Source organism: Halorubellus salinus, assembly GCF_020567525.1.
Classification (GTDB): Archaea; Halobacteriota; Halobacteria; order Halobacteriales; family Natrialbaceae; genus Halorubellus; species Halorubellus salinus.
Window position 1 is genome coordinate 278439 of record NZ_JAJCVI010000003.1, and the last position, 19762, is coordinate 298200.

23 protein-coding genes are annotated in these 19762 nt (G+C 68.7%); 7 read left to right on the forward strand and 16 right to left on the reverse strand.

Going from position 1 to position 19762, the window contains the following annotated elements; translation table 11 throughout:
- Positions 1 to 136: 136 nt before the first annotated feature.
- The 5 genes from LI336_RS09645 to LI336_RS09665 all read right to left on the reverse strand — a co-directional run bounded on the left by LI336_RS09645 (position 137) and on the right by LI336_RS09665 (position 5987).
- Positions 137 to 646, reverse strand: a complete 510-nt coding sequence (locus LI336_RS09645; RefSeq protein ID WP_227132915.1) for a chemotaxis protein CheD — start codon at positions 644 to 646, stop codon at positions 137 to 139.
- Positions 643 to 1956, reverse strand: a complete 1314-nt coding sequence (locus LI336_RS09650; RefSeq protein WP_227132916.1) for a chemotaxis protein CheC — start codon at positions 1954 to 1956, stop codon at positions 643 to 645. The genes LI336_RS09645 and LI336_RS09650 overlap by 4 nt, the downstream gene beginning before the upstream one ends.
- Entirely contained in the window at positions 1953 to 4985 is a 3033-nt protein-coding gene (locus tag LI336_RS20390; protein WP_227132917.1) for a chemotaxis protein CheA, read from the reverse strand. Before LI336_RS20390 ends, LI336_RS09650 begins: the two co-directional genes overlap by 4 nt.
- A 128-nt stretch (positions 4986 to 5113) precedes the next feature.
- Positions 5114 to 5479, reverse strand: coding sequence for a response regulator (locus tag LI336_RS09660; protein WP_227132918.1), 366 nt, complete (start codon positions 5477 to 5479; stop codon positions 5114 to 5116).
- Positions 5480 to 5516: 37 nt separating this feature from the next.
- Positions 5517 to 5987, reverse strand: coding sequence for a chemotaxis protein CheW (locus LI336_RS09665; RefSeq protein ID WP_227132919.1), 471 nt, complete (start codon positions 5985 to 5987; stop codon positions 5517 to 5519).
- A 154-nt stretch (positions 5988 to 6141) separates the two neighbouring features.
- Here LI336_RS09665 and LI336_RS09670 point away from each other — a divergent pair, with 154 nt between their 5' ends.
- The 3 genes from LI336_RS09670 to LI336_RS09680 are packed head-to-tail and all read left to right on the forward strand — an operon-like array spanning position 6142 to position 9036.
- The gene (locus tag LI336_RS09670; protein ID WP_227132920.1) at positions 6142 to 7467 is read left to right on the forward strand and encodes a methyl-accepting chemotaxis protein; all 1326 of its coding nucleotides are present in this window, start codon (positions 6142 to 6144) and stop codon (positions 7465 to 7467) included.
- Between the two features lie 3 nt (positions 7468 to 7470).
- The gene (locus LI336_RS09675) at positions 7471 to 8184 is read left to right on the forward strand and encodes a bacteriorhodopsin (RefSeq protein ID WP_227132921.1); all 714 of its coding nucleotides are present in this window, start codon (positions 7471 to 7473) and stop codon (positions 8182 to 8184) included.
- A 3-nt stretch (positions 8185 to 8187) separates the two neighbouring features.
- Positions 8188 to 9036 carry an SHOCT domain-containing protein gene (locus LI336_RS09680; RefSeq protein ID WP_227132922.1) on the forward strand — a complete coding sequence of 283 codons (849 nt, stop codon included), beginning with the start codon at positions 8188 to 8190 and terminating at the stop codon, positions 9034 to 9036.
- Here the strand turns inward: LI336_RS09680 and gvpJ (LI336_RS09685) are convergent.
- Genes gvpJ (LI336_RS09685) through LI336_RS09720 form a run of 8 tightly spaced genes read right to left on the reverse strand, consistent with a single transcriptional unit; the run spans position 9033 to position 12579 of the window.
- Entirely contained in the window at positions 9033 to 9269 is a 237-nt protein-coding gene (gvpJ, locus tag LI336_RS09685) for a gas vesicle protein GvpJ (protein WP_227132923.1), read from the reverse strand. The two genes, LI336_RS09680 and gvpJ (LI336_RS09685), sit on opposite strands and share 4 nt — an antisense overlap.
- Complete coding sequence (gene gvpL, locus LI336_RS09690) at positions 9266 to 10081, reverse strand: gas vesicle protein GvpL (RefSeq protein WP_227132924.1); 816 nt, start codon at positions 10079 to 10081, stop codon at positions 9266 to 9268. Before gvpL ends, gvpJ (LI336_RS09685) begins: the two co-directional genes overlap by 4 nt.
- A complete protein-coding gene (locus LI336_RS09695) occupies positions 10074 to 10457 on the reverse strand; it encodes a gas vesicle protein K (protein ID WP_227132925.1) in 384 nt (127 codons plus the stop codon). The genes gvpL and LI336_RS09695 overlap by 8 nt, the downstream gene beginning before the upstream one ends.
- Entirely contained in the window at positions 10454 to 10849 is a 396-nt protein-coding gene (gvpJ, locus tag LI336_RS09700) for a gas vesicle protein GvpJ (protein WP_227132926.1), read from the reverse strand. Before gvpJ (LI336_RS09700) ends, LI336_RS09695 begins: the two co-directional genes overlap by 4 nt.
- Positions 10846 to 11199 (reverse strand): hypothetical protein, encoded by a 354-nt coding sequence (locus LI336_RS09705; RefSeq protein ID WP_227132927.1) that lies wholly within the window; start codon positions 11197 to 11199, stop codon positions 10846 to 10848. Before LI336_RS09705 ends, gvpJ (LI336_RS09700) begins: the two co-directional genes overlap by 4 nt.
- Positions 11196 to 11711 (reverse strand): gas vesicle protein GvpH, encoded by a 516-nt coding sequence (locus LI336_RS09710; RefSeq protein ID WP_227132928.1) that lies wholly within the window; start codon positions 11709 to 11711, stop codon positions 11196 to 11198. Before LI336_RS09710 ends, LI336_RS09705 begins: the two co-directional genes overlap by 4 nt.
- Positions 11708 to 11959: a gas vesicle protein GvpF gene (gene gvpF, locus LI336_RS09715; RefSeq protein WP_227132929.1), complete on the reverse strand. Its 252-nt coding sequence runs from the start codon at positions 11957 to 11959 to the stop codon at positions 11708 to 11710. The genes LI336_RS09710 and gvpF overlap by 4 nt, the downstream gene beginning before the upstream one ends.
- Positions 11959 to 12579 (reverse strand): GvpL/GvpF family gas vesicle protein, encoded by a 621-nt coding sequence (locus LI336_RS09720; protein ID WP_227132930.1) that lies wholly within the window; start codon positions 12577 to 12579, stop codon positions 11959 to 11961. The genes gvpF and LI336_RS09720 overlap by 1 nt, the downstream gene beginning before the upstream one ends.
- Positions 12580 to 12968: 389 nt before the next feature.
- Here LI336_RS09720 and gvpA point away from each other — a divergent pair, with 389 nt between their 5' ends.
- From gvpA to gvpO, 4 genes are read left to right on the forward strand one after another with little or no spacing between them, the layout of a single operon-like run.
- Positions 12969 to 13199 (forward strand): gas vesicle protein GvpA, encoded by a 231-nt coding sequence (gvpA, locus tag LI336_RS09725; protein WP_227132931.1) that lies wholly within the window; start codon positions 12969 to 12971, stop codon positions 13197 to 13199.
- A 45-nt stretch (positions 13200 to 13244) separates the two neighbouring features.
- Positions 13245 to 14495, forward strand: coding sequence for a hypothetical protein (locus LI336_RS09730; RefSeq protein WP_227132932.1), 1251 nt, complete (start codon positions 13245 to 13247; stop codon positions 14493 to 14495).
- Positions 14496 to 15530 carry a gas vesicle protein GvpN gene (gene gvpN / locus LI336_RS09735; RefSeq protein WP_227132933.1) on the forward strand — a complete coding sequence of 345 codons (1035 nt, stop codon included), beginning with the start codon at positions 14496 to 14498 and terminating at the stop codon, positions 15528 to 15530.
- Between the two features lie 6 nt (positions 15531 to 15536).
- Positions 15537 to 15884, forward strand: a complete 348-nt coding sequence (gvpO, locus tag LI336_RS09740) for a gas vesicle protein GvpO (protein ID WP_227132934.1) — start codon at positions 15537 to 15539, stop codon at positions 15882 to 15884.
- A 59-nt stretch (positions 15885 to 15943) separates the two neighbouring features.
- On the opposite strand, the gene LI336_RS09745 is transcribed toward gvpO, so the two are convergent.
- From LI336_RS09745 to LI336_RS09755, 3 genes are all read right to left on the reverse strand, one after another.
- Positions 15944 to 17770 (reverse strand): helicase HerA domain-containing protein, encoded by a 1827-nt coding sequence (locus tag LI336_RS09745; RefSeq protein WP_227132935.1) that lies wholly within the window; start codon positions 17768 to 17770, stop codon positions 15944 to 15946.
- Between the two features lie 106 nt (positions 17771 to 17876).
- The gene (locus LI336_RS09750) at positions 17877 to 19256 is read right to left on the reverse strand and encodes a hypothetical protein (protein WP_227132936.1); all 1380 of its coding nucleotides are present in this window, start codon (positions 19254 to 19256) and stop codon (positions 17877 to 17879) included.
- A gap of 131 nt (positions 19257 to 19387) precedes the next feature.
- A complete protein-coding gene (locus LI336_RS09755) occupies positions 19388 to 19645 on the reverse strand; it encodes a hypothetical protein (protein WP_227132937.1) in 258 nt (85 codons plus the stop codon).
- Positions 19646 to 19762: the final 117 nt, after the last annotated feature.

Here is a 19762-nt window from a genome sequence, read left to right on the forward strand (position 1 = left end):
AGACCTCCCCTGGGGACTCGGTCACGGTCGCCGAACCGGACGGCGTGCGTTCCCTCGACGCCGTCGTGGTGGCCGCCACGAGCACGAGGCCGGTCCGGCGGCGCCCGGTCGTCGCCTCGACCGAGTCTGAGCCCGGTCAGCGGTCGCGCCTGGTGCCGTCGGCGCGCGTCACGGACACGGCTCCGGTAGCGCTGTCGACTCGGACGACGCGACCTTGGTCGCCACCGACGTCCTCGGCGGCGACGCCAACGCCGAGGTTGTCGAGCTGGGAGCGCGCGGCGGCGACGTTCGCCTCCCCGACGTCGGTGCCGAGGTCGTCGAACTCGACGATGGTGGCGCCACCGACGACGACCGCTTCCAGGTGCTGGTAGCGCGCACCCTGGTCGACGACCGCCTCGACGAGCTCGGTCGCGGCGGTGTCGGCGTACTTCGCACCGATGCTGTCCGCGCCGGCGTCGGCTTCCGGGAGGACTGCGACGGCCATCCCGGCGACGCCGGCGTCCGCGTCCCGAACGACGATACCGACGCACGACCCGAGGCCGTACGCGAGCAGGGTCTGGCCGCGGCTGGCGGTGACGTACTCCGAGAACCCGACCTGGACGACGTCCTCCACGACGGAGACGTCGTCGTTGTCGAACGTCTTCATCGGTCGACCTCCTCGGGGTCGGTGACGGCTTCCGGGTCCGGGTCGACGTCGTGGTAGTCGTAGGTCGCAGTCGTCGGCGCCTCGAAGACCCGGCCCGGGTCGAGGGATTCCAGCGCCTCGTACAGCGACCGTTCGGTCGGGACGACGTAGACGGAGACGTCGAACGCGTCCGCGACGGCCTCGATGCGGGTGTCGTAGACGAACGCGAACTCCTGCTCGCGGCTGAGCGACGTCACGAGCGGGTCGACGACCGCCGCGCCGAGGTCCTCGACGTAGTGCGGAGTCGTGTGGTCGATGGTGGTGCCGAGGACGTTCGCCCAGCCGTCGAGGAACCCGCTCGCCATGACGTTGCTGAACTCGGAGATGGCGTCCCGCCCCATGTCGGAGATGCCGTCGGGGTCGGCGTCCGGGAGCGTCGCCTCGACGAGTCGACGGGCGGCCGCGGCGTCGTAGACGAACACGAGGTAGCCGCTGGGCGTGCCGTCGAACTTGAACGCGACGCTGATCAGTCGTTCGTTCGGGACCTCCTCGGGGATGGTGTCGAGCGACCGGAAGTTGACGCGACGGATGCGGACGTCCATCTCGATGCCGGTCATCGTCGTCAGGTTCTGGGCGACCTCGTCGGCGCCGCGCTCGGCCATGTGATTGAACCCGATGAGTTTCCGGAGCGGCAGACCGTCTGCGGTTCGCTCCCCGAACAACTGTTCGGTGGCGGTGCCCGACGGGAAGAAGTAGTGGTCGAACGCGATGTCGTCGTCGAGGGTCTCGATGCGGTTCTGGAACAGGAGCGCGAGTTCGTCGTCACGAGGAACGGTGCGGACGGCGTCGACGAACGGTTCGGCGGTACTTCCCGAGACGTACTCGGGTGTCTGCAGGTCGATGGGGATGTCGAGCACTTCCGCCCAGCCATCGACGAATCCACTCGTCATCACCTGGCTCACCTCCAGGAGCGCGCTCTCGGCGATGTCGTCGACGCCCTCGACGGGCACGCCTTCGAGGAGTTCGTTCACGAGCAGTTGCGCGCTCTCGGCGTCGTACACGAGCAGCGAGTCGCCCTCGAAGCCGCCGGTGAGCCCGACGACGATACCCGCCTGCTGACCGCCCTCCGCGAGCGTCGCTCGGAGGTCTCGGCCGCGCATGAAGTTCAGTCGCGTGACGCCGACGCGCGTGGCGATGCCGGTCATGCGCGTGAGGCGGTCGGCGGAGACGCCGGCGCCTTCCCGCGCCATCTCGTAGAACGTTCCGAGCGTCTCGATGTCGATCTCGACGTCCATGTCGAGCGTGCCGTGGTCGTACGTGGGGTCGGTCATCGGTTACCTCCGAGTGCGGCGGGTTCGAGGACGACGACGGGCGTCCCGTCGCCGGCGAGCGCGGCGCCGCGAGCCCGCTCGTGGTCGCGGAGGACGCCGTCGAACGACTGGACGACGACGGACTCCCAGTCACGGACGTCCTGGCACCGGAGCGCTCGCGGGTTCGGGCCGTCGGTCAGCACGACGACGTCGGTGTAGGCGGGCGTGGACGCCGCTGCCGGGTCGACGTCGAGTTCGTCCGCCAGGTCGACGATCGGGACGCGTTCCTGGGTGTCTTCGCCCGTGAGCAGGCGGTACGTCTCGCCGTCGACGCGCTCGGGTGCGAACTCCTCGACGCGACGGATCTCGGTCGCCGGCAGCCCGAAGCGTCGCGGGCCGACGGAGACCGTGAGTACCTCCGAGAGGGCGACGGACACCGGGAGCGTCAGTTCGACGGTCGTCCCGACGTCCGGTTCGCTGGTGACGTCGAGGGTGCCCTCGAGGCGCGTTGCGACGTCCGAGACGACGTCCAGGCCGACGCCGCGGCCGCTGACCTCCGTTACCTCCGTGGTCGTCGAGAGCCCGGCGTCGAACATGAGTGCCAGTGCGTCGTCCCGGTCGAGCGCGGCCGCCTCCGCCTCGGTGTACAGACCGGCTTCGACTGCGGCCGCACGCAGGTCGTCGGGGGCGACGCCACGACCGTCGTCCTCGACGGCGACGGTGACGGTGTCGCCGTCGCGCTCGGCGCGCACGAGTACCGTCCCCTCGGACTCTTTGCCCTTCTCGACGCGTTCGTCCGGCGGTTCGATGCCGTGATCGACGGCGTTCCGGACGAGGTGGACGAGCGGGTCCGCGAGCTCGTCGACGACCTGTCGGTCGACCTCGACGTCGCCGTTCTCGGTCAGGAACGTCACCTCCTTGTCCTGGCTGCGGGCGACGCGCCGGCTCGTCCGGGAGAGCCCGGAGAACGCGTCGTCGAGCGGAACGAGCCGCACGTTCGAGACCTGGTCCTCGATGCGCGCGCTCACGTCGCGGAGCGACGCCAGCGCGTCGGCGGCGTCCGGCGGGAGCTCCGGGAGCGCGCCGGCGAGGCGCTGGGTGTCGACGACGAGTTCCTCGGTCAGCTCGAGGAGTTCGTCGGCCTCGTCGACGTCGAGCGTGACCTCTCGGACCGCGTCCAGCGACGACGTGCCGCTGTCGGGCGCTGGCGTCGCGCGGTCGAGGAGGTCCGGGTCGATGGTGGTGGCGGCGTCGGCGTCGACCCGCACCTGGTCGACGTCCACGCCGAGGGCGTCGTCGGTGAACGCCTCGTCGAACGCGGAGACGAACGCGCCCGTCGAACTGTCGGTCTCGAACCCGACGCGGTCGTAGAACTCCGCGGTCGCGAACTCCACCTCCTCGACGTCATCGAACTCGGTCTCCGCCAGGATGGCTTCGACGTCCGGCACGTCCGACGGCGTCACGTCCGGCTCCTCGACGGTCGCGGCCGCGTCGAACGCCGCCCCCAACTCGTCGTCGAGTCCGAGGTCGGCGGCGTCGCTCTCCGGGTTCGAGCCCCCGAAGCGCTCGCCTCGCGTCGGTGTCGCCTCTCGGTCGTCGGTCGCGTTCGTGGCTGTCGCGTCGTCGGCTGCCGCAGCGGTCTCGTCGAGTCGCTCGATGCGCTCGACGATCTCGCCGACGGCGGGGCTCGACGGCGACGCCGTACCGTCGTCGTCGGCGACGTCGTCCGTGGCCGCGTCTGCCTCCGCGCCCGCCGCCACGCTGGAGTCGGCGGTCGCGGCCTCGGAGCCCGCGGCCGCCATCGCGTCGGCGTCGACCACCTCGTCCGCCCGTTCCGACTGGCCAGCGTCGGACTCCCCGACGCGCTCGAGCGGCGCCTCCTCGTCCGACGCCGAGGACTCGCTTTCCGTCGGGCCGAACTCGAAAGCAGTCCCCTCGTCCACCAGGCGCTCGTCGTCCAGCACGACGTCGTCGGTCGTCATCTCTTCCGCGTCCGTAGTCGCCGCGTCGTCGACGTCGGTGGTCGGCGCGTCGTCGACGTCGGTGGTCGGCGCGTCGTTGAACGAGAACACGTCGGCCGCGTTCGACGCATCGGCTTCGACGACGTCGTCGGCCAGGTCGCCGTCGGCGTCCACCGGGTCGGTGCCGGACGTCCCCCGACGCTCCCCGCCCGGCTCGGCGTCCGCCGCTCCGCCCGCACGACCGCTATCGCGGCCGGTGGCTCGCCGCTCACCGCCTGGTTCGTCCTCCGCGAGGTCGACGAGCTCGCCGATGGAGAGGTCGTCGTCGTCGTCGAACTCGCCGAACGTGACGTCCTCGAGTTCCGACTGCAGGTCGTCGGGGGCGGCCCGCGTCGTGTCCGAGAGCACCTCCGCGTACGAGTCCTCGCCGGGGACGACGTCCGAGTTCCGGCGCGTCGAGGACGTCACCCCACCCGCATCGGCGCCGGTCTCGACCGACTCGACGGCCGCGTCGTCGGTGTCGAAGAGCCCGACACCCTCGACGTCGTCGAAATCGTCGGTGTCGACGCCCGCCTCGAGGGACTCCAGGTCGTCGAACACCGCCGCGTTCTCCAGGGCCTCCTCGGCACTGATATCCTCGCCGTCGTCCACCGACGGCAGCTCGATGCTGTCGACGTCGACGGTCCCGTCGGCACCGTCGGTCGCCTCGGTGCTCGCGTCCGGAACGAACTCCTCGACCGACGCCACCACCTCGCTCGCGTCCGTCTCCACGGCGCCCGTCGACTGGATCTCCATCAACTGGCGCTCGAGCACGTCCAACGCCTCCAGTGCCGTGTCGACGTGCACGTCGGCGAACGCGTCCGGCGTCCGGCGAACCTCGTCGAGGAGGTCCTCGAGCGCGTGCGCCGTCGTCGCCGGCGCTTCGAACCCCGCCGCCGCACAGTTCCCCTTCAGCGTGTGCGCGACCCGGAACAGGTCGTCGAGCGTCCCGCGGTCGAACCCGTCACGCTCCAGCGCGACGAAGCCGTCGCTCAAGCGCTCGATCTGGCCGGACGCCTCGTAGACGAAATCGCCATCCGACCCCGTCACGGTACACCTCCGCCCCGTCGCGGTCGATCGGCGGCCGACATCACGACGCACCTCCGCCCCGTCGCAGTCGATCGGCGGCCGACATCACGACGCACCTCCGACCCACTGCGAGTCCCTGTCGACGCACATCACGGCACCACGGCATCGACGGCCTCGCGTATCTCCGCGTCCTCGAAGGGCTTGGTCACGTACCCGTCCGCGCCGGCCTTCGCCGCGAGCTTCATCTTCTCCTGCTGGCCGACGCTCGTCACCATGAGTATCCTCGCCTCCGGGTCGATCTGTTTGATCGCCGCGGTCGCCTTCACGCCGTTGGCCTTCCGCATCACGATGTCCATGAGGACCACGTCCACCGCGCCCTCGTGTTGCTTGTACAACTGGACGGCCTCCGCGCCGTTCTCGGCCTCCCCGACGATACGCACGTCGTCGCCGAACGCCGATTTCAGTCTGTTCCGCATGTACCCCGAGTCGTCTACGATGAGGATGCCGGCAACCATGGTTCGTGTTGAGTCGTCGTCTGTCTCCGCACCGCCCTCACGCCTCGAGCCCGCCGCGGGCCGCAGGCACCGCTTCGCCGAGTGCCGCCACGTCGAGGACGAACGTCGGCTCGCTCGTCCCATCCCGCCCGAACGGCAGGAGTACCGCCTTCACCGGCACGTCCGCGTTCGGTCCCTCGCCGTCGAACGCCGCCGGCGTCGTGATCGCGGTCGTCTCGATCGTCTCCACGGCCGCGACGGCGCCGACCGTCAACCCGACGGGGCGCCGGTCGTCCTCGCGTTCGAACACGAGGAGGCGCTCCTCGTCGACGCCCAGCAACGCGGCCCCGGAGAGGACGACGACGATAGACCCGCGTAGGCTCGTCACGCCGGCGACGGTCGGCGGCGTCCCCGGGACCGGCGTCACCTCGCCCAGCTCGACGAGCTCGCGGACCCACCCGGTCTCGACCGCGAACCGGCCAGCGGGCGTCTCGAACGCGAGGCACTCCACGCGGTCTCCGTCCGTCACGAGCGCCACTCAGGGTGGTGCTCGTTTATGATTTCGGAATGGCGAAGTCTACCATCCGATATAAATTAGATTAATTACGTTTGCTATCCGGTGAACCGGTGTTCGCTGGTCGGTGCATTTGAATAGTCTCACTCTAACGTCCGGGTAACGAATCATGGGAACAAGCAATCCGACGCCAAGTGGGGGCGGGCTCAGATTCTCGCAGCGGCTGGTGTTGGCTCTCTCGGGGGCGGGGCTCGCGATCGCCGCGTTCGGCGTGCTCTCGTACGTGCGCGTCATCGCGACCATCGACGACCCGGCCGTGCGGTCGGCGGTCACGTCGAGCTTCCTCGGCCTCATCCTGACGGCGGCGATCAGTCTGGTCCTGGTCGCGGTGACCGTCGGGAGCAACACGGCGATCACACTGGAACTTCTCGCACAGAAGGCACGACGAATCGAGAACGGGGACATGGACGTCGACCTGTCGACGACGCGGTCCGACGAGTTCGGAACGCTCGCGAACGCGCTCGCGAGCATGCGCGACTCGCTCCAGGACCGCATCGACACCATCGAAGCCAACCGCCGCGAGATCGAGGCGCGCAACGAGGCGATCGAGCACACCGCCGAACACTATCGGGAGGTGCTGGCGGGGGTCACGAGCGGCGACCTCTCGCGGCGCGCGAACACGGACTCGGAGATCGACGCGCTCAGCGACATCGGTGAGGCGATCAACCTCACAGCGGCCACCCTCGAGGATGCGACCGAGAACATCTCGACGCAGATGGAGCAGCTCTCGGCGAACGCCGAGGAGGTCGCGGCGTCGACTCAAGAGCTCGGGGCGACCTCCGAGCGCGCCGCGACCGTCGGCCAAGACGGGCGGTCGGCCGCCCGCGAGGCGATCGCGGAGATGGACGAGGTCGAGTCCGAGACGGACGCGGTCGTGCGCCGCATCGAAGCACTCGAGGACGAGATGGAGGACATCAACGACATCCTCCAGCTCATCGGACAGGTCGCTCAGAAGACGAACATCCTCGCGGTGAACGCCCGCATCGAATCGTCCCGTGGCGGCGACTCGGGCGAGGGCTACAGCGTCGTCGCGGAGGAGATCCGCGAGCTCGCCGAGGAGACCAAGGCCGCCGCGGAGGAGGTCGAGGGACGGCTGACGTCGCTCCGGGAACAGATCGAGGACACGGGCGTGGACGTCCGCGAGACCCAGCAGCGCGTCGACAGGGCGTCGGAGGCCGTCGAACGGACGGTGGCTGCGCTCGACGACGTGGCGTCGCTGGCGGACGACGTCGACGAGAACGTCAAGAACATCGGGCAGGCGACAGACGACCAGGCGCAGTCCGTCCAGGAGGTCGCCGACCAGGTCGACTCGCTGATGGAGATCGACGGCGACGACCCTGGCGTCGAGCAGGCTACAGGGGTTGTGGGGGGCACAGGGGAGGCGTCGGAAGCGACGTTCGACGCTCCGAATCAGGAACCGGTCACGCGGAACTGACACATGGACGTAATCACGATATACTACCTCGTCGGGTTGGCAGGGATGACGATCGGGACGCTCGCGTTCTCGCGAGCGTTCCTGAACGACGCACGGAACCGAACGTATCACGCACTCCTGGTGGGTATCGCGGGCATCGCCGCGGTGATGTACGCACTCATGGCGGTCGGCGTCGGCCGCATCACGGTCGACGGCGTGCCCGTCGAGCTCGCGCGGTACGCGCAATGGTTGCTCGCGACGCCACTCATCGTCGTCTACCTGGGGTTGCTCGCCGGACTCACTCGCCGGTACATCGCGACGCTCGTCGGCCTCGACGTCCTGGTGATGGCGTCAGGGCTGGCCGCGGCGCTGTCGGACGGCCTGGCGACGTGGGCGTTCTTCGGCGTCGGGAGCGTCGCCTACCTCCCACTCATCTACGGGCTCACGATCGGGTTGACGGACTCGGTCGCGACGCGGCCGTCGCCGGTCGTCGGGCTCTTCCGGAAGCTCCGGAACCTCACCATCATCATCTGGACGTTCTACCCGATACTGTGGGTGCTCGCGCCGACCGGTGTCGGCCTCATCAGTCGCGAAGTGGAGATACTGCTCATCACGTACGCGGACGTCATCGCGAAGGTCGTGTTCGGGTTCATCGCGCTCCGCAGCCAGGCGAGCCTGGCGCGGCTCCCGAACCTCGACGCGGTGAGTGCGCTCGAGTTCGGGAACTCCGAGGGGTGACCGATGGGCGACAGTACGGACCGTGCCGAGCGTCTCGTCGCGAGCGCACGCACGGAGACGGTCACGACGCGCCTGCTCGTCGGCGGCGACGAGTACACCGGCGAGTTCTTCCTGTACGGTGACCCCCCGATAACGCGGCTCGAGGACGGCGAGCAACCCCATGCGACCCTCTTCAACGACATGAAGGGCGTCGGCATCGGCTCGAAGCGCGACACGGTCACGCCCGACGGCGGCGCGCGCTCGGTGTTCGTCGTGACCGACGAGCGCCTCCTCTTGCTCGTCGGCAAGCAGGACGGGGACTGGGAGCGTGCGGTTCCGCTCGCGGACGTGACCGGCGCCGCGTACCACACTGGGTTCATGAAGCACCGCGTGGTCGTCGACACGATCGATTCCCGCTACCACCTCTGGGTGGACGCGTCCTACGAGGAACGGGACCTCGCGGCCACCGTCGAACTCCTGACCGCTGCGGTCGATCGCGCCACCGAGGGCGACCCCGCACGAACTGGCGCTCCCGGTACCGCGACCCCCCGGAGCGACACATCCACTGGGACGGACGCGACGGCCGACGCGGGCGACCGCAGCGACGCTGGGACGATTGGGGGCGCAGGCGCCGTCGACGCCGACGAGAGCGACGCTGGGACCGTCGAGGCCGACGGTTCGGGCAGCGGAAGCGCCGACGGCGATGGGTCCGGGAGCGGTGGTCCCGACGGCGATGGGTCCGAAAGCAATGGCTCGGCGGACGGTCCCGACCCGCTCGACCAGCTCGAGCGGCTGAAGGAACTGCACGACCAGGACGTCCTCACCGACGAGGAGTTCGAGCGGAAGAAAGCGGACCTGCTCGACCAGATCTAGTCGTCCGCGGCGCCGGTCGACCGGTCGGCGCGGTTCCGGATCTCTTCGTCCCAGGCTTCGAAGATGCCTTCCTCGGAGAGGCGAGTCATGCCCGCGAGGAGGACGCGCGCCTGCACGCCGACCAGCGGGACGTCGGCGACGGTGATGACGACGTCCGCTGCGAGGACGGCGCCGTCGGCGAGCAGGACGTCCACCAGGTCGACGACGGCCGTGGCGTCCTTCGTCGGCTTCACGCGTCCGCACCTCCGTCGTCGAGTTCCGGTGCGAACGAGTACGGCGCCCACGGCCCGGTGAACTTCACCGTCACGCCCTCGCGGTCGGCGACCCCATCGAGCGCCTCGCCCAGCGCGTCCTCGTCCTCCAGCGCGGTGAGCGCGGCGAGGCGCGTCACCGCGTCCGCGTCTCCGGCCGCGAACGAGACGCCGTCCGTGGTCGCGCGGTCGACGACCGACCGGGCCACGCTGGCGACGTACTCTCGGGTCTCGGCAGCCAGCGTCGCCTCTCGGTCGGCGACGGCGTCCGCGAGCGCGGACTCGTACTGCTTCTCGCGGAGGTACGCCTCGCCAGGGCTCGCCGCCTCGACGGTCGCCTCGAGCGCGTCGAGTTCGTCGTCGGCCTCGTGCGCCGCGGCCGCCGCGGCCTCGTCGGCCCACTCCACCGTGACGTGGTACTCGCGGTGCCCGGCCAGGTCGTCGAGTCCCGCGCGGACGTCGTCGGCGCGAGCGGCGAGCCACTCGCGGACCGCCGCGCCGTCGCCCTCGATGGCGGTCGTCGCCTGCACGGGAAGGGGTGCACCGTAGGCGTCCATCGCCGCGTCGACGACGCGCTGGTGGGCGACCAGAAGGCGCTTGACCGCCAGCTCCGAGTCCGTCTCGACCGCCGCCGGCGCCGGCGACGTGACCGCGCCCACGCCGTCGGTCGAGACCACCGACACCGTCGCTCCCTCGACGCCCTCGACGTCCAGGGTCGCGTCGGACTCGGCCGTCACCAGACAGTACACGTACTGGCTCTCCGCGTGGTCGCTCTCAGCAGTCGGCTCACTCATCCACGGGCTCACCTCCACCGTCACCGGTGGCGTCGACGTCCGCGTCGAGCGTGGTCGTCGCGCCAGGTTCCTGCTCGAGCCCGGTGAGCGCGTCGTCGACCACGCCGTCGAGTTGCCCGCGGAGTTCCGCGACGGCGTCCTCGACGTTCTCCCGTCGTTGGAGCGCCGTTATCTCCTCGTCGAGCGTCGCCAGGTGCTTGCCGAGCCGCTCTATCTCTTCGGGGTCGAGCTCGCCCGACTCCATCCGGCGGACCGCCTCGCGCTCGAGCGCCTCGTCGACGATCTCGACGAGCGACAACACGAGCGTCACCAGTCCGGACCGGAGTTCCGCCGCCTCGGGGTCCTCGTCGCCACCGATCTCGATGCGTTCGCTCATTGCTGGTCGTCGCGCTCCGTCCGTCCCGTCGACTGCTCTCGGTCGTCCGTCGGCACCGAGTCACCCGTCTCGACCGCGTCGCTCGTCGTCCGGCTCGAGAGTGCGTCGCTGTCCTCCAGGAGGACCTCGCTGACGTTCTCGTCGTCCGCCGGAATCCGGTCGACATCGGCCGCGCGCGCCACGCGATCCATGTCGGTCCCGCCCGGGAACTCGAGGCCGTACTCGGCGGCGGTCTCGAAGCTGGCGACGGCCGCGCGGAGCTTCACGCCGAGCAATTCCGTGTCCCCGACCGACACCGCGATGTCGGCGTTGATGACGACGCCCTTGTCGAGGAGGGTCTCGAGCATCTCCGCGAGGTCTCCCTGGTCGCGCGTCGGTTTCGGGCCGCTCATCGCGTTCCCTCCGCGTCCTCGTCCTCGGCCGCTCGCTTCGCTGCACGACGTAACCGCTGGCCGTACAGGCGAGTCGGCGGGTCGTCCTCGCCCCCGCGAACGCGTCGCGGGACCGTGGAGTGCCGTGGCCCCGTCGCGGCCTCGTCCTCCGTGTCGGTCGACGGCACCGTCGAGTGCGGGCCGTCCTCGCAGTCCTCGTCCGCGTCGGCGGTCCGCCGTCGGTTCTGCGCGCGCGAAGCGGCGAGCTTCCGGTGCTGGACGAGGAGCTTCGCCCGCGCATCGTCGCGGTTCCGGCGCGCCTGCTCGACTGCCCGTCGACGCTTCAGACGACGCTCGCGCTGGTCGCTCACGTCCCGTCACCCCCGCTGTCGTCGTCGCGGCCGTCACCGTCGACGGTCACGACCATGACGCCGTTGTTCTCCGATCGGTCCGCGACGCGCCCGCCCTCGAACGGGAGCGGGACGCGCTCGACGGTCTCGCCGTCGCGACCCAGACGGAGCTCGCCGTTCGCGACCGCCGCTGTCGGCACCGGGGCCGACGTTCCGCCGAGGTCGACCGTGACCGTCGCACCGTCAGCCCGCCCGCGCACCGCGACGGTGTAGTCGACCGTCGGCCGGTCCCGCTCGCTTCGTTCCGGTCGACCGCGCCGGGGACGACGGCTCGCTCGCGACCACCCACTCGGTCGGTCGAGCGCGTCCTCGAGCGTACCGAACTCCACGTCGACGTCGACGTTCACGCCGCTGCCCTCGCCATCCACGCTCCAGCGTTCGCCCCCATCGTCGAGCTCGTCGAGCGCTTCCAGTAGTCGTCGGAGTCTGTCGGCCAATCCGTCGTCGCTGTCGTATGAATCCCTCTCAGTCATCCTTTCACCTCGACGCGGCCACTGAGCTGGGACTGGACCTCCTCGGCCAGCTCCAGCTGGGCCTCGATCTCTTCCTTCCGTTCCTCGTACTCCGCCTCCGAGCGCTCGCCGAGCTCGTACAGGAGCTGGTTCTCCTTGAGTTGGTCGCGGAGCTCGCTCCGGTCGAACAGCTCGTTGAGCGCCATCGCCTGGAGCAACCCGACGAGCGAGAACAGCGGCCGTACGAGCAGGTCGTCCAGAACGAACATCAGCGCCCTTCCGCCCCGATCTGGATGTCCACGAAGCTGTACGGCGCGAACGGCCCCGTGTACTTCACCACGACGTCGTCCCCGTACTCGGCTTCGATGTCGTCGATGACGGCGCCGAACTCGTCCCGGTCCTCGCGGTCGACGAGGTACGACCGGTTGAGGAGCAAGCGGTCCGAGAACAGGTCGTCGTCGGTCTCGTTCATCGCCATCGCCGACAGGGCCTCGCGGATGCCAGCGAGGTCCGCGGGCTCCTCACCGGTCGAGACGAGCTTGACGCCGAGTTCGACCGTGCCCTCGATGTCGTTCAGCGCCTTCCGGAACGCGCGGCGAGCACCCCTGACGACGCCCTTGAGCGTGCGAGCGTTCTTGAACGCCATCCCGAAGCTCATCGGGACGACGGTCCGGCCGCCGTCGTGGTCGAGGATGGTCTGCAGGACGTCGTCGTGCGCTTGGACGTTCTCGTCGGTACGCTCGACGTCGTTGGTGTCGATGTCCGTGACGGCGACGGAGAGCCCCTTGTAGTCGATGGTGTAGAGGTCGGTCGCCCCTTCGACGCCGTCGACCGTCAGCGAGAGCTCCTGTTGTTCGAGGACCCCGTACGCGTACACGTGCTCGCTCACCCCTCGGTCACCCCACGCGAGACGGTACTGCAAGCCCCTTGCATACCTGAGATTACGATGCTGGATGTATAAGGACATAGGCCGCGGCGAGGGGTGTGAGCGACCGAAAATCCGCGGTTGCGATGCGTACGATTCGACGCCAGGTTGAATTATCTCGTGGCGAACGGTCATCGACCGAGTCCCGCGCGACGTCCGCGTCGACCGTCACTACCGGTGCCAGCCTCCCGCGATAGCCGATAACGGATGAACAAAACTCTACTGGCCGTTACCTGTCATCTGCGCCCGATTTCCACCGATATTTTCTAAATATATAAACTCAACCAACGACGAGGTTCGTTCCTGCTGTGAGTCATTTACGTACCGGTAACCCTCCCCTCCGCTCGTAGCACATGGCACAACCCGACTCTTCAAGTCTGGCAGAGGTACTCGACCGCGTTCTCGACAAGGGCATCGTCGTCGATGCGTTCGCCCGCATCTCCCTGGTTGGCATCGAGATCCTGACGGTGGAGGCCCGCGTCGTGGTGGCGTCGGTCGACACCTTCCTGCACTACGCGGAGGAGATAGCGAAGATAGAACAGGCGGAGCTGACGGCACGCGCGACCCCCGAAGCCGAGGTCTGACCCGGCTCGCGGTCCCGTGCGCACTGCGGTTTTTGACATACATGCATGAAAGACGATACTGACATCGAGACCGAGTTCGAGACGACCGCCGCATCGTTCGAGGCGTACGCGGCGGCGTTCCAGCGAGCCGTACAGGACCGACGGGCGGAGGTCGAGTCGTTCGACGACCGCGTCGACGCACAGCACGAAGCGACCCAGGAGACGGCCGACCACTTCCAGACGTTCGCCGCGACGTTCCTCGAGGACGTCGCCGCGAAGCGCCACGCGTTCGAGCGCGCCAGCGACGACGTCACCGAGTACGTCACCGCGTTCGAGAACGACGTCGACGACCGGCGCGATACCGCCGGGTTCGACGACGACGTCGACGCGCTCCGCGCGGAGTTCGCCGCAGCCGTCGACGCGTTCGAGTCGTACGCCGCCGCGTTCGAGGACGCGGACCCGGTGACGCTCGACGCGAGCGCGTTCGAGGCCGCGGTCGCCGAGACGCGCACCGAGTTCGCCGACGCCGCGTCGGCGTTCGCGGCCGACGTCGACCGCATCGGCGCGGACGCCGCCGCGATGACGCCGGCCGCAGCGGCCGAATCGGCTCGCGCGACGACCCCGGACGCGGCCACGACGCCACCAGCGACCACGTCGACCGACGGGACAGCGGGGACGGCGGGGGGCGACGGTTCGACGACCAGTTCCGATCCGACGAGCGCCGGCTCGCCGGCGGAGGCCGGCGCGACGAGGACCGCGAGCGCGACCCCCACCGGCAGCGGGGCGCGCAACGACGGTGCCGACACGGACGAGGCTGGGTCGAGCGACGCGACGGAACTGGACTTCGACGACGACACCGACGACGCCGAGACGACCGCAGCCGGTGACGTGGGTGACCTTGCGGACGGCGCTAACGACGACGACGTCGACGCCGCCAGCGAGGCCGGGTCGCTGGACGGCAAGAGCAAGGACGCCAGCGAGGCCGGGTCGGCGAACGGTGAGAGCAAGGACGCCAGCGAGGCCGGGTCGGCGGACGGCGAGAGCAAGGACGCCAGCGAGGCCGGGTCGGCGGACGGCGAGAGCAAGGACGCCAGCGAGGCCGGGTCGGCGGACGGCGAGAGCAAGGACGCCAGCGACCTGGACCGCGAGGAACTCGTGGCACGCCTCATGGACGTCCAGTACGCGAAACTGAAGAAAGCCGCCAACGGCATCGGGTACGACGGCAACCTCAACGCAGCGACCAAGGACGAACTCGTGGAATTCATCGCGGACAACGGCGACCGTCTCCAGGACGCCTTCGACAGCGAGGACGGATAGATGACGGGAGGGAACCGCCGCGAACGGAAGGTCCGCGGCTCGCAGATCCGGTCCTCGCGCGAGGAACCCACGACGACGCCCGCGGGTCGACGACACGCGACCGACCGGGCGACAGACCGCGACACCGCCGAACGCAGCGACCGCTTCGTGCCGGACGACGACGCGTTCGTCGAGACGTCCGCAGTCCGAGCCCTGAAATCGCGCATCGACCGGTGGCTCGAAGCCGACCGTCCCGTCCACCTCGTCGGCCCGACGGGGTGTGGGAAGACCGCACTCGCGATGGCGGTCGCGCGCGAACGCGACCGACCAGTCGTGTTCATCAACGGCGACGCGGACCTCGAGACGAGCGACCTCGTCGGCGAGTTCGCCGAGTCAGAGCGCCACACGGTCAACGACAAGTACGTCCACAACGTCCAGAAGCAGACCGAGGTGGTGCGCGACCGCTGGGTCGACAACCCACTGACGACCGCGGTCGAGGACGGTGCGACGCTCGTCTACAACGAGTTCTCGCGGACGAAACCCGTCGCCAACAACGTCCTGCTGTCGGTGTTCGAAGAAGGTGTCCTGGAACTCCCCGGGCAGCGCGGCGAATCCCGGTACGTCGACGTCCACCCGGAGTTCCGGGCGGTCCTCACCTCGAACTCCGCGGAGTACGCCGGCGTCCACAGGCCACAGGACGCACTGCTCGACCGGCTCGTCGGCATCCACATGGACTTCTACGACGCCGACACCGAGCGCGCCATCGTCCGGGAAGCGGTCGACGACGCCGACCCAGCGGTCGTCGCAGACGTCGTCTCGACCCTGCGAGCGCTCCGCGACGAGGTCGACCTCACGGTCGGCACGCGCCAGATGGTGATGACCGCGGAAGGCCTGTCGACGGTCGACGCGGTCGACGCCGACACCGTCGCCGACGTCGTCGTCGACGTCCTCGGGTCGAAGGTCGCGACACGCGACGAAGCCCGCGCCCTCCGCGAGACCGTGCTCTCGGTACTCGCCGCGGGAACCACGGGACTTACCAGTGACTCAGCCGAGTAAGAGACAATGAGTCCAGACACCAACAACCCGGGCGACGGCAGCGACGACAGTCCCCCGGCGGAGACCGACGCGACGGCCGACGGCGACACCGAACCCATCGGGCTCGCCGCCGCGAAGGACGAGGCGCTGGCGGCCGCAGAGGAACTCATCGACCACCCGATAGACAGCGTCATCCGGATCGAGCGCAGCGGCGACGCCTGGCGAACGCTCGTCGAGGTCGTCGAGCGCAGCGCCATCCCGGACACGCAGGACATCCTCGGGCGCTACGAGATCGTCGTCGACGACAGCGGCCAACTCACCGAGTACGGACTCGAGGAGCGGTACCGGCGCGGCGAATCACGCGAGGAACTGTAGACCCGCGGTCCGCCGACGCGGCCCCGCCGGTGGTGCAGAACGCGGTCCGGGTCGAGGGGTCACTGCCGCGACCGGTTCTTCAACGCGGCGAGCCCTTCGCGTTCGGCCTTCGTCTCGAGGATCCCCTCGACGTACCGGCGGTTGATCTCGTGGCGGCCCTTCTCGTCGCGTTCGAGGACGTTCACCTTCCGGAGTTCGATGATCGCGCTCGAGATACGGTGGCCGCTCGCGTCCACGAGCGGTTCGACGTCCCGCGTCCGGATGGGGCCGCGGTCGGCGAGCACGGCGAGGACGTCCCACGCGTGCTCGCGGCGACAGTTCGACTCGCGGATGGCGGCCTCGACCTTCTCCTCGATGGGGTCCTCGTGCAGGAGGTCGATCGTCGACACGGACTCGAGGCTCCCGCCGACGCCGCTCTGGTCGTCCGACAACCGGCGCTGGAGCTGTTCGAGCGCCATCTCGAGGAACGCGATGCGGTCGGCCTGGTTCGAGATGACCTCGCCCTCGTCGGTCTCGGACTCGAGCTGTTCGGCCTTCTGGCGTTCGTCCCCCAGCTCCGCGTGCATCGACTCCACCTCCGCCTCCAGTTCGTCCACGCGCGTCGCCAGCTCGTCGCGTTCCGCGCGCAACTCGTCGCGTTCGTCGGCGAGCTCGCTCTTCTCGGCCGCGAGCGCCTCCACGCGGTCCTCGAGGTCCGCCTTCGTCGTCGCCAGGTCGTCGAGTCGCTCCTCGAGTTCGCGAGCGCGCTTCCGGAACTCGTTGCGTTCGTGCTCGATCTCCGCGTTCGACTTCTCGTGGTCGGACTTGTCGCCCTCGACCTCGTCGAGCGTCTGCTGGTCGTCCTCGGTCGGCGCCGTGATGCCGGTGTTCCCCGCGATGGCGTCCGCCATCTTGGTCGCCGCCTGCGAGATGTCCCTGGCGTCGTCGAGTTCGTCCTCGAGCGTCTCGATTCGTTTCTCCTTCTTCTCTATCTCCGCCTCGAGTTCCGCGATGCGGTTCTCGTGCTCCTCCTTGTCCTCCGTGATGGACTGGAGGTCGCCGACGAGGTTGTCGCTCACCGACTTCAACTCCGGGCGCTCGAAGTCGTCGAGCCCCGGCGTCGCGCCCGCGTCGAACGTCCGCTTCCGGCGGAACTGCACGGTCCGCAGGTCCGCCTCCGCCCAGTCAGTCTGCATGAACGCCTGCCCGTCGTCGAGGTCTGTCACGCGGTCGGCGTACTCGCTCCCGATGATGCGCCCGACGACGTTCGTGTCGTTCTCCCACGTCAACCGATGCCAGACGAGCCAATTCGCCTGCGTGATGAAGTCCTTCTTGACGTCCGCGGGCCGCTGACTGATGCCGACGATGCCCAGGCCGTGCTTGCGGCCGCGCTTCCCGATCTTGATGAGCATCTTCCCCGTCTCGTCCATCCCGCCGCCCTCCGGGATGTACTCGTGGACCTCCTCGCAGACGAGCAGGAACGGCTTCTTCAGTTTCTTCTCCTTCGCGAACAGGTGCCTGGCGGTCTGCAGGATGAGTTCGTTCGAGGTATCCTCGTCGAGGTACCCGGAGACGTCCAGGATGACGGGGATGTTCTCGTTCAGCGCCATGTCCGCGACCTTCTCCGCGTGCTCGGGCGCGACCTGGATGTCGCACTCCTCGTCCGCCCCGACGTGTAAGAGCTCGTACTCCTCCTTCAGCCCGTAGTACTCGCCCTCGCAGTCGATGATGAGCATCGGGAATCCCGCGTCCAGGAGTTCCTCGCAGACGACGCTCGCCGTGTTCGACTTCCCGCTCCCGGACTTCCCGGTGACGAACCCACGACCGGTCAACAGCTCCACGACCGGTAGCTCGACGGCGTCCCCGTCGACCGTCTCCCCGACGCGAATCGTCCGCGTCTCACTCATCGACGTTCACCCCAGCACCCGGATTCATTACGCGCAGACAGACACCCCCACAGGTTGTATCTTTCCCTACACGAGACTCGCCGCGAAGAAGATTCCGCGTCGACGGTCAGACGTCGTAGACGCTCGCCTTCGACTCGCGGTACTGGTCGGGGATCTGCCCGATGCCCCAGCCCTCCGTCGTCGTCTCCACGTAGTAGTACTTGCGCTCGTCGTAGATGTACGCGAACCCGTCGAAGTCCTTCTGCATCAACAGACCGACTGCCATGTGCCCCGGCGGCTCCAGGAGCACGGCGTCGTAGTTGAACGGCTCGGACTCCAGGATGGACGCGAACAGGATGCTCGTGTCCTCGCAGTCCCCGGAGAGCATCGTGAGCGTCTCCATGATGAACTGCGTGTAGTCGTCGTATCCGCTCGACACCGAATCCTCGACGTACGGCAGGCGCTGCACGAAACTCAACGCGAACTGGATGCGCTCGAACTCGCCCGTGAACCCGTTGTTCTCCGCGGCCTCGTAGAGGAACTCCGCGATCTCGTTCGCCGCCCCCTCCAGGAGTTCGAAGGAGACGTACTCCGCTCGCGCCCGCCCCCGAGACCGCAGCGACGCCGCCGCGTACGCACTCTCCAGGGCCAGGTAACTCACCGCCCACGACCGACCGTTCGTCCGTCCACGCAGCGTCTGCACGTACCCGCCCTCGACGGGTTCGCGCTCGAACGCGCTCCCCGAGGCCGCGTCCAGGGGCCCCTGGCGGTCCGTCCGCTCGATGTGGCCGTCCGTGACGACGAACGGGTCGGTCTCCATGAACGCGTACAGGTCGCCCTGGTCGACGTCAGTTCGGTCGACGCTCTCGGGGACGACCGCAGCCGTGTACTGTAACGGCACGCCCTCCGGCGCCGCGGAGAGGTCCATCGGGACCGTCACCTGCTCGGCCGACGACTCCGGGCGAACCGGGTCGCTCGACGCGCTATCGACCAATCCACCGCGTGGATACACCGACGCGGCGACGACCACCTTCACGGGCGTATCGGTCGCCGGTTCCGTCGGGAACACCGTCGTCGTCACCTCGTCGAGCGCGTACCGGTGAACGTGGGTGCGGTACCGCCAGAAGTCGTCGGTGACGTAGAGACCTTGCTCCCCGAAGTCGCGGTCCGGGGCGTCCTCGGTCGCCCGAACCGGCGGCGCACTCGTCGACTCGTTCCCGGTCGTGGCCGCTGTCGGTTCGGCGTCGACCGACTCGTTCCCCGGCGTCGGTGCGACGCGAGAGTTCTCGCCGTCCGGGTCACTGGCGGCAGTCGAGACCGGAAGGAGCGAGATGTTCGGCACCACGGCGTCTCGCTGTGCGTTCTCGTCGTCGGTGACGAAGTCCTCGCGAGCGAGCGGCGGCCTGGTCTCCTTGCCGCGGAACGACGGGGTCTCCACGGTACTGAGGCATCCGCTGGTCGCGACCAGGCTCGCGGAGATGGCCCCCAGAAGCCGCCGTCGCCTCATGTTGAACTTCGATAGTTTCCCGACCAATATAAAAGGTGCTGTTATTCGTTCTCACACGAACGCCCGAACGAGCCGTAGACGTCGCTTACTCCGGAACGAGCGGCCTGTCCGGGACGCGGTCGCCCGTGTACTTATGAGGTGATCTCCTGGGACTGCTCGACGAGCCGTTCGAGGTCGTCGAAGCGATCGGTCTCCTCGACGACGTCGTCCAGGTCGAAGCCGGCGTCCTCCGCGCGCTCGACGAGTTCACGCAGCTCGTGCGGTGTGACGTCGTGTTCCTGCATCACGTCCCGGATCGCTTCGCGGTAGAGCCCGGACGCGTTGATGTGGGAGTTCCACTTCAGGAAGAGGAGGTCCATCTTCTCGACGGTGACCGTCGTCGACTTCATCGTCGCTCACCGACGATTCCGGGTTGTCGAACCAGACACATATCTACTAACTATTCAGTAATGTGTATCCATAAAATTAACTCCTCGCGCCCGCGGGCTCGTCGCACCAGTCGGTTG

Excerpts from the sequence above, each read along its gene's own strand:
- LI336_RS09645 (WP_227132915.1), bottom strand. The coding sequence starts at position 646 with ATGAAGACGTTCGACAACGACGACGTCTCCGTCGTGGAGGACGTCGTC.
- LI336_RS09650 (WP_227132916.1), bottom strand. The coding sequence starts at position 1,956 with ATGACCGACCCCACGTACGACCACGGCACGCTCGACATGGACGTCGAG.
- LI336_RS09660 (WP_227132918.1), bottom strand. The coding sequence starts at position 5,479 with ATGGTTGCCGGCATCCTCATCGTAGACGACTCGGGGTACATGCGGAAC.
- LI336_RS09670 (WP_227132920.1), top strand. The coding sequence starts at position 6,142 with ATGGGAACAAGCAATCCGACGCCAAGTGGGGGCGGGCTCAGATTCTCG.
- LI336_RS09675 (WP_227132921.1), top strand. The coding sequence starts at position 7,471 with ATGGACGTAATCACGATATACTACCTCGTCGGGTTGGCAGGGATGACG.
- LI336_RS09680 (WP_227132922.1), top strand. The coding sequence starts at position 8,188 with ATGGGCGACAGTACGGACCGTGCCGAGCGTCTCGTCGCGAGCGCACGC.
- gvpL (WP_227132924.1), bottom strand. The coding sequence starts at position 10,081 with ATGAGTGAGCCGACTGCTGAGAGCGACCACGCGGAGAGCCAGTACGTG.
- LI336_RS09695 (WP_227132925.1), bottom strand. The coding sequence starts at position 10,457 with ATGAGCGAACGCATCGAGATCGGTGGCGACGAGGACCCCGAGGCGGCG.
- gvpJ (WP_227132926.1), bottom strand. The coding sequence starts at position 10,849 with ATGAGCGGCCCGAAACCGACGCGCGACCAGGGAGACCTCGCGGAGATG.
- LI336_RS09710 (WP_227132928.1), bottom strand. The coding sequence starts at position 11,711 with ATGACTGAGAGGGATTCATACGACAGCGACGACGGATTGGCCGACAGA.
- gvpF (WP_227132929.1), bottom strand. The coding sequence starts at position 11,959 with ATGTTCGTTCTGGACGACCTGCTCGTACGGCCGCTGTTCTCGCTCGTC.
- gvpA (WP_227132931.1), top strand. The coding sequence starts at position 12,969 with ATGGCACAACCCGACTCTTCAAGTCTGGCAGAGGTACTCGACCGCGTT.
- LI336_RS09730 (WP_227132932.1), top strand. The coding sequence starts at position 13,245 with ATGAAAGACGATACTGACATCGAGACCGAGTTCGAGACGACCGCCGCA.
- gvpN (WP_227132933.1), top strand. The coding sequence starts at position 14,496 with ATGACGGGAGGGAACCGCCGCGAACGGAAGGTCCGCGGCTCGCAGATC.
- gvpO (WP_227132934.1), top strand. The coding sequence starts at position 15,537 with ATGAGTCCAGACACCAACAACCCGGGCGACGGCAGCGACGACAGTCCC.
- LI336_RS09745 (WP_227132935.1), bottom strand. The coding sequence starts at position 17,770 with ATGAGTGAGACGCGGACGATTCGCGTCGGGGAGACGGTCGACGGGGAC.
- LI336_RS09750 (WP_227132936.1), bottom strand. The coding sequence starts at position 19,256 with ATGAGGCGACGGCGGCTTCTGGGGGCCATCTCCGCGAGCCTGGTCGCG.
- LI336_RS09755 (WP_227132937.1), bottom strand. The coding sequence starts at position 19,645 with ATGAAGTCGACGACGGTCACCGTCGAGAAGATGGACCTCCTCTTCCTG.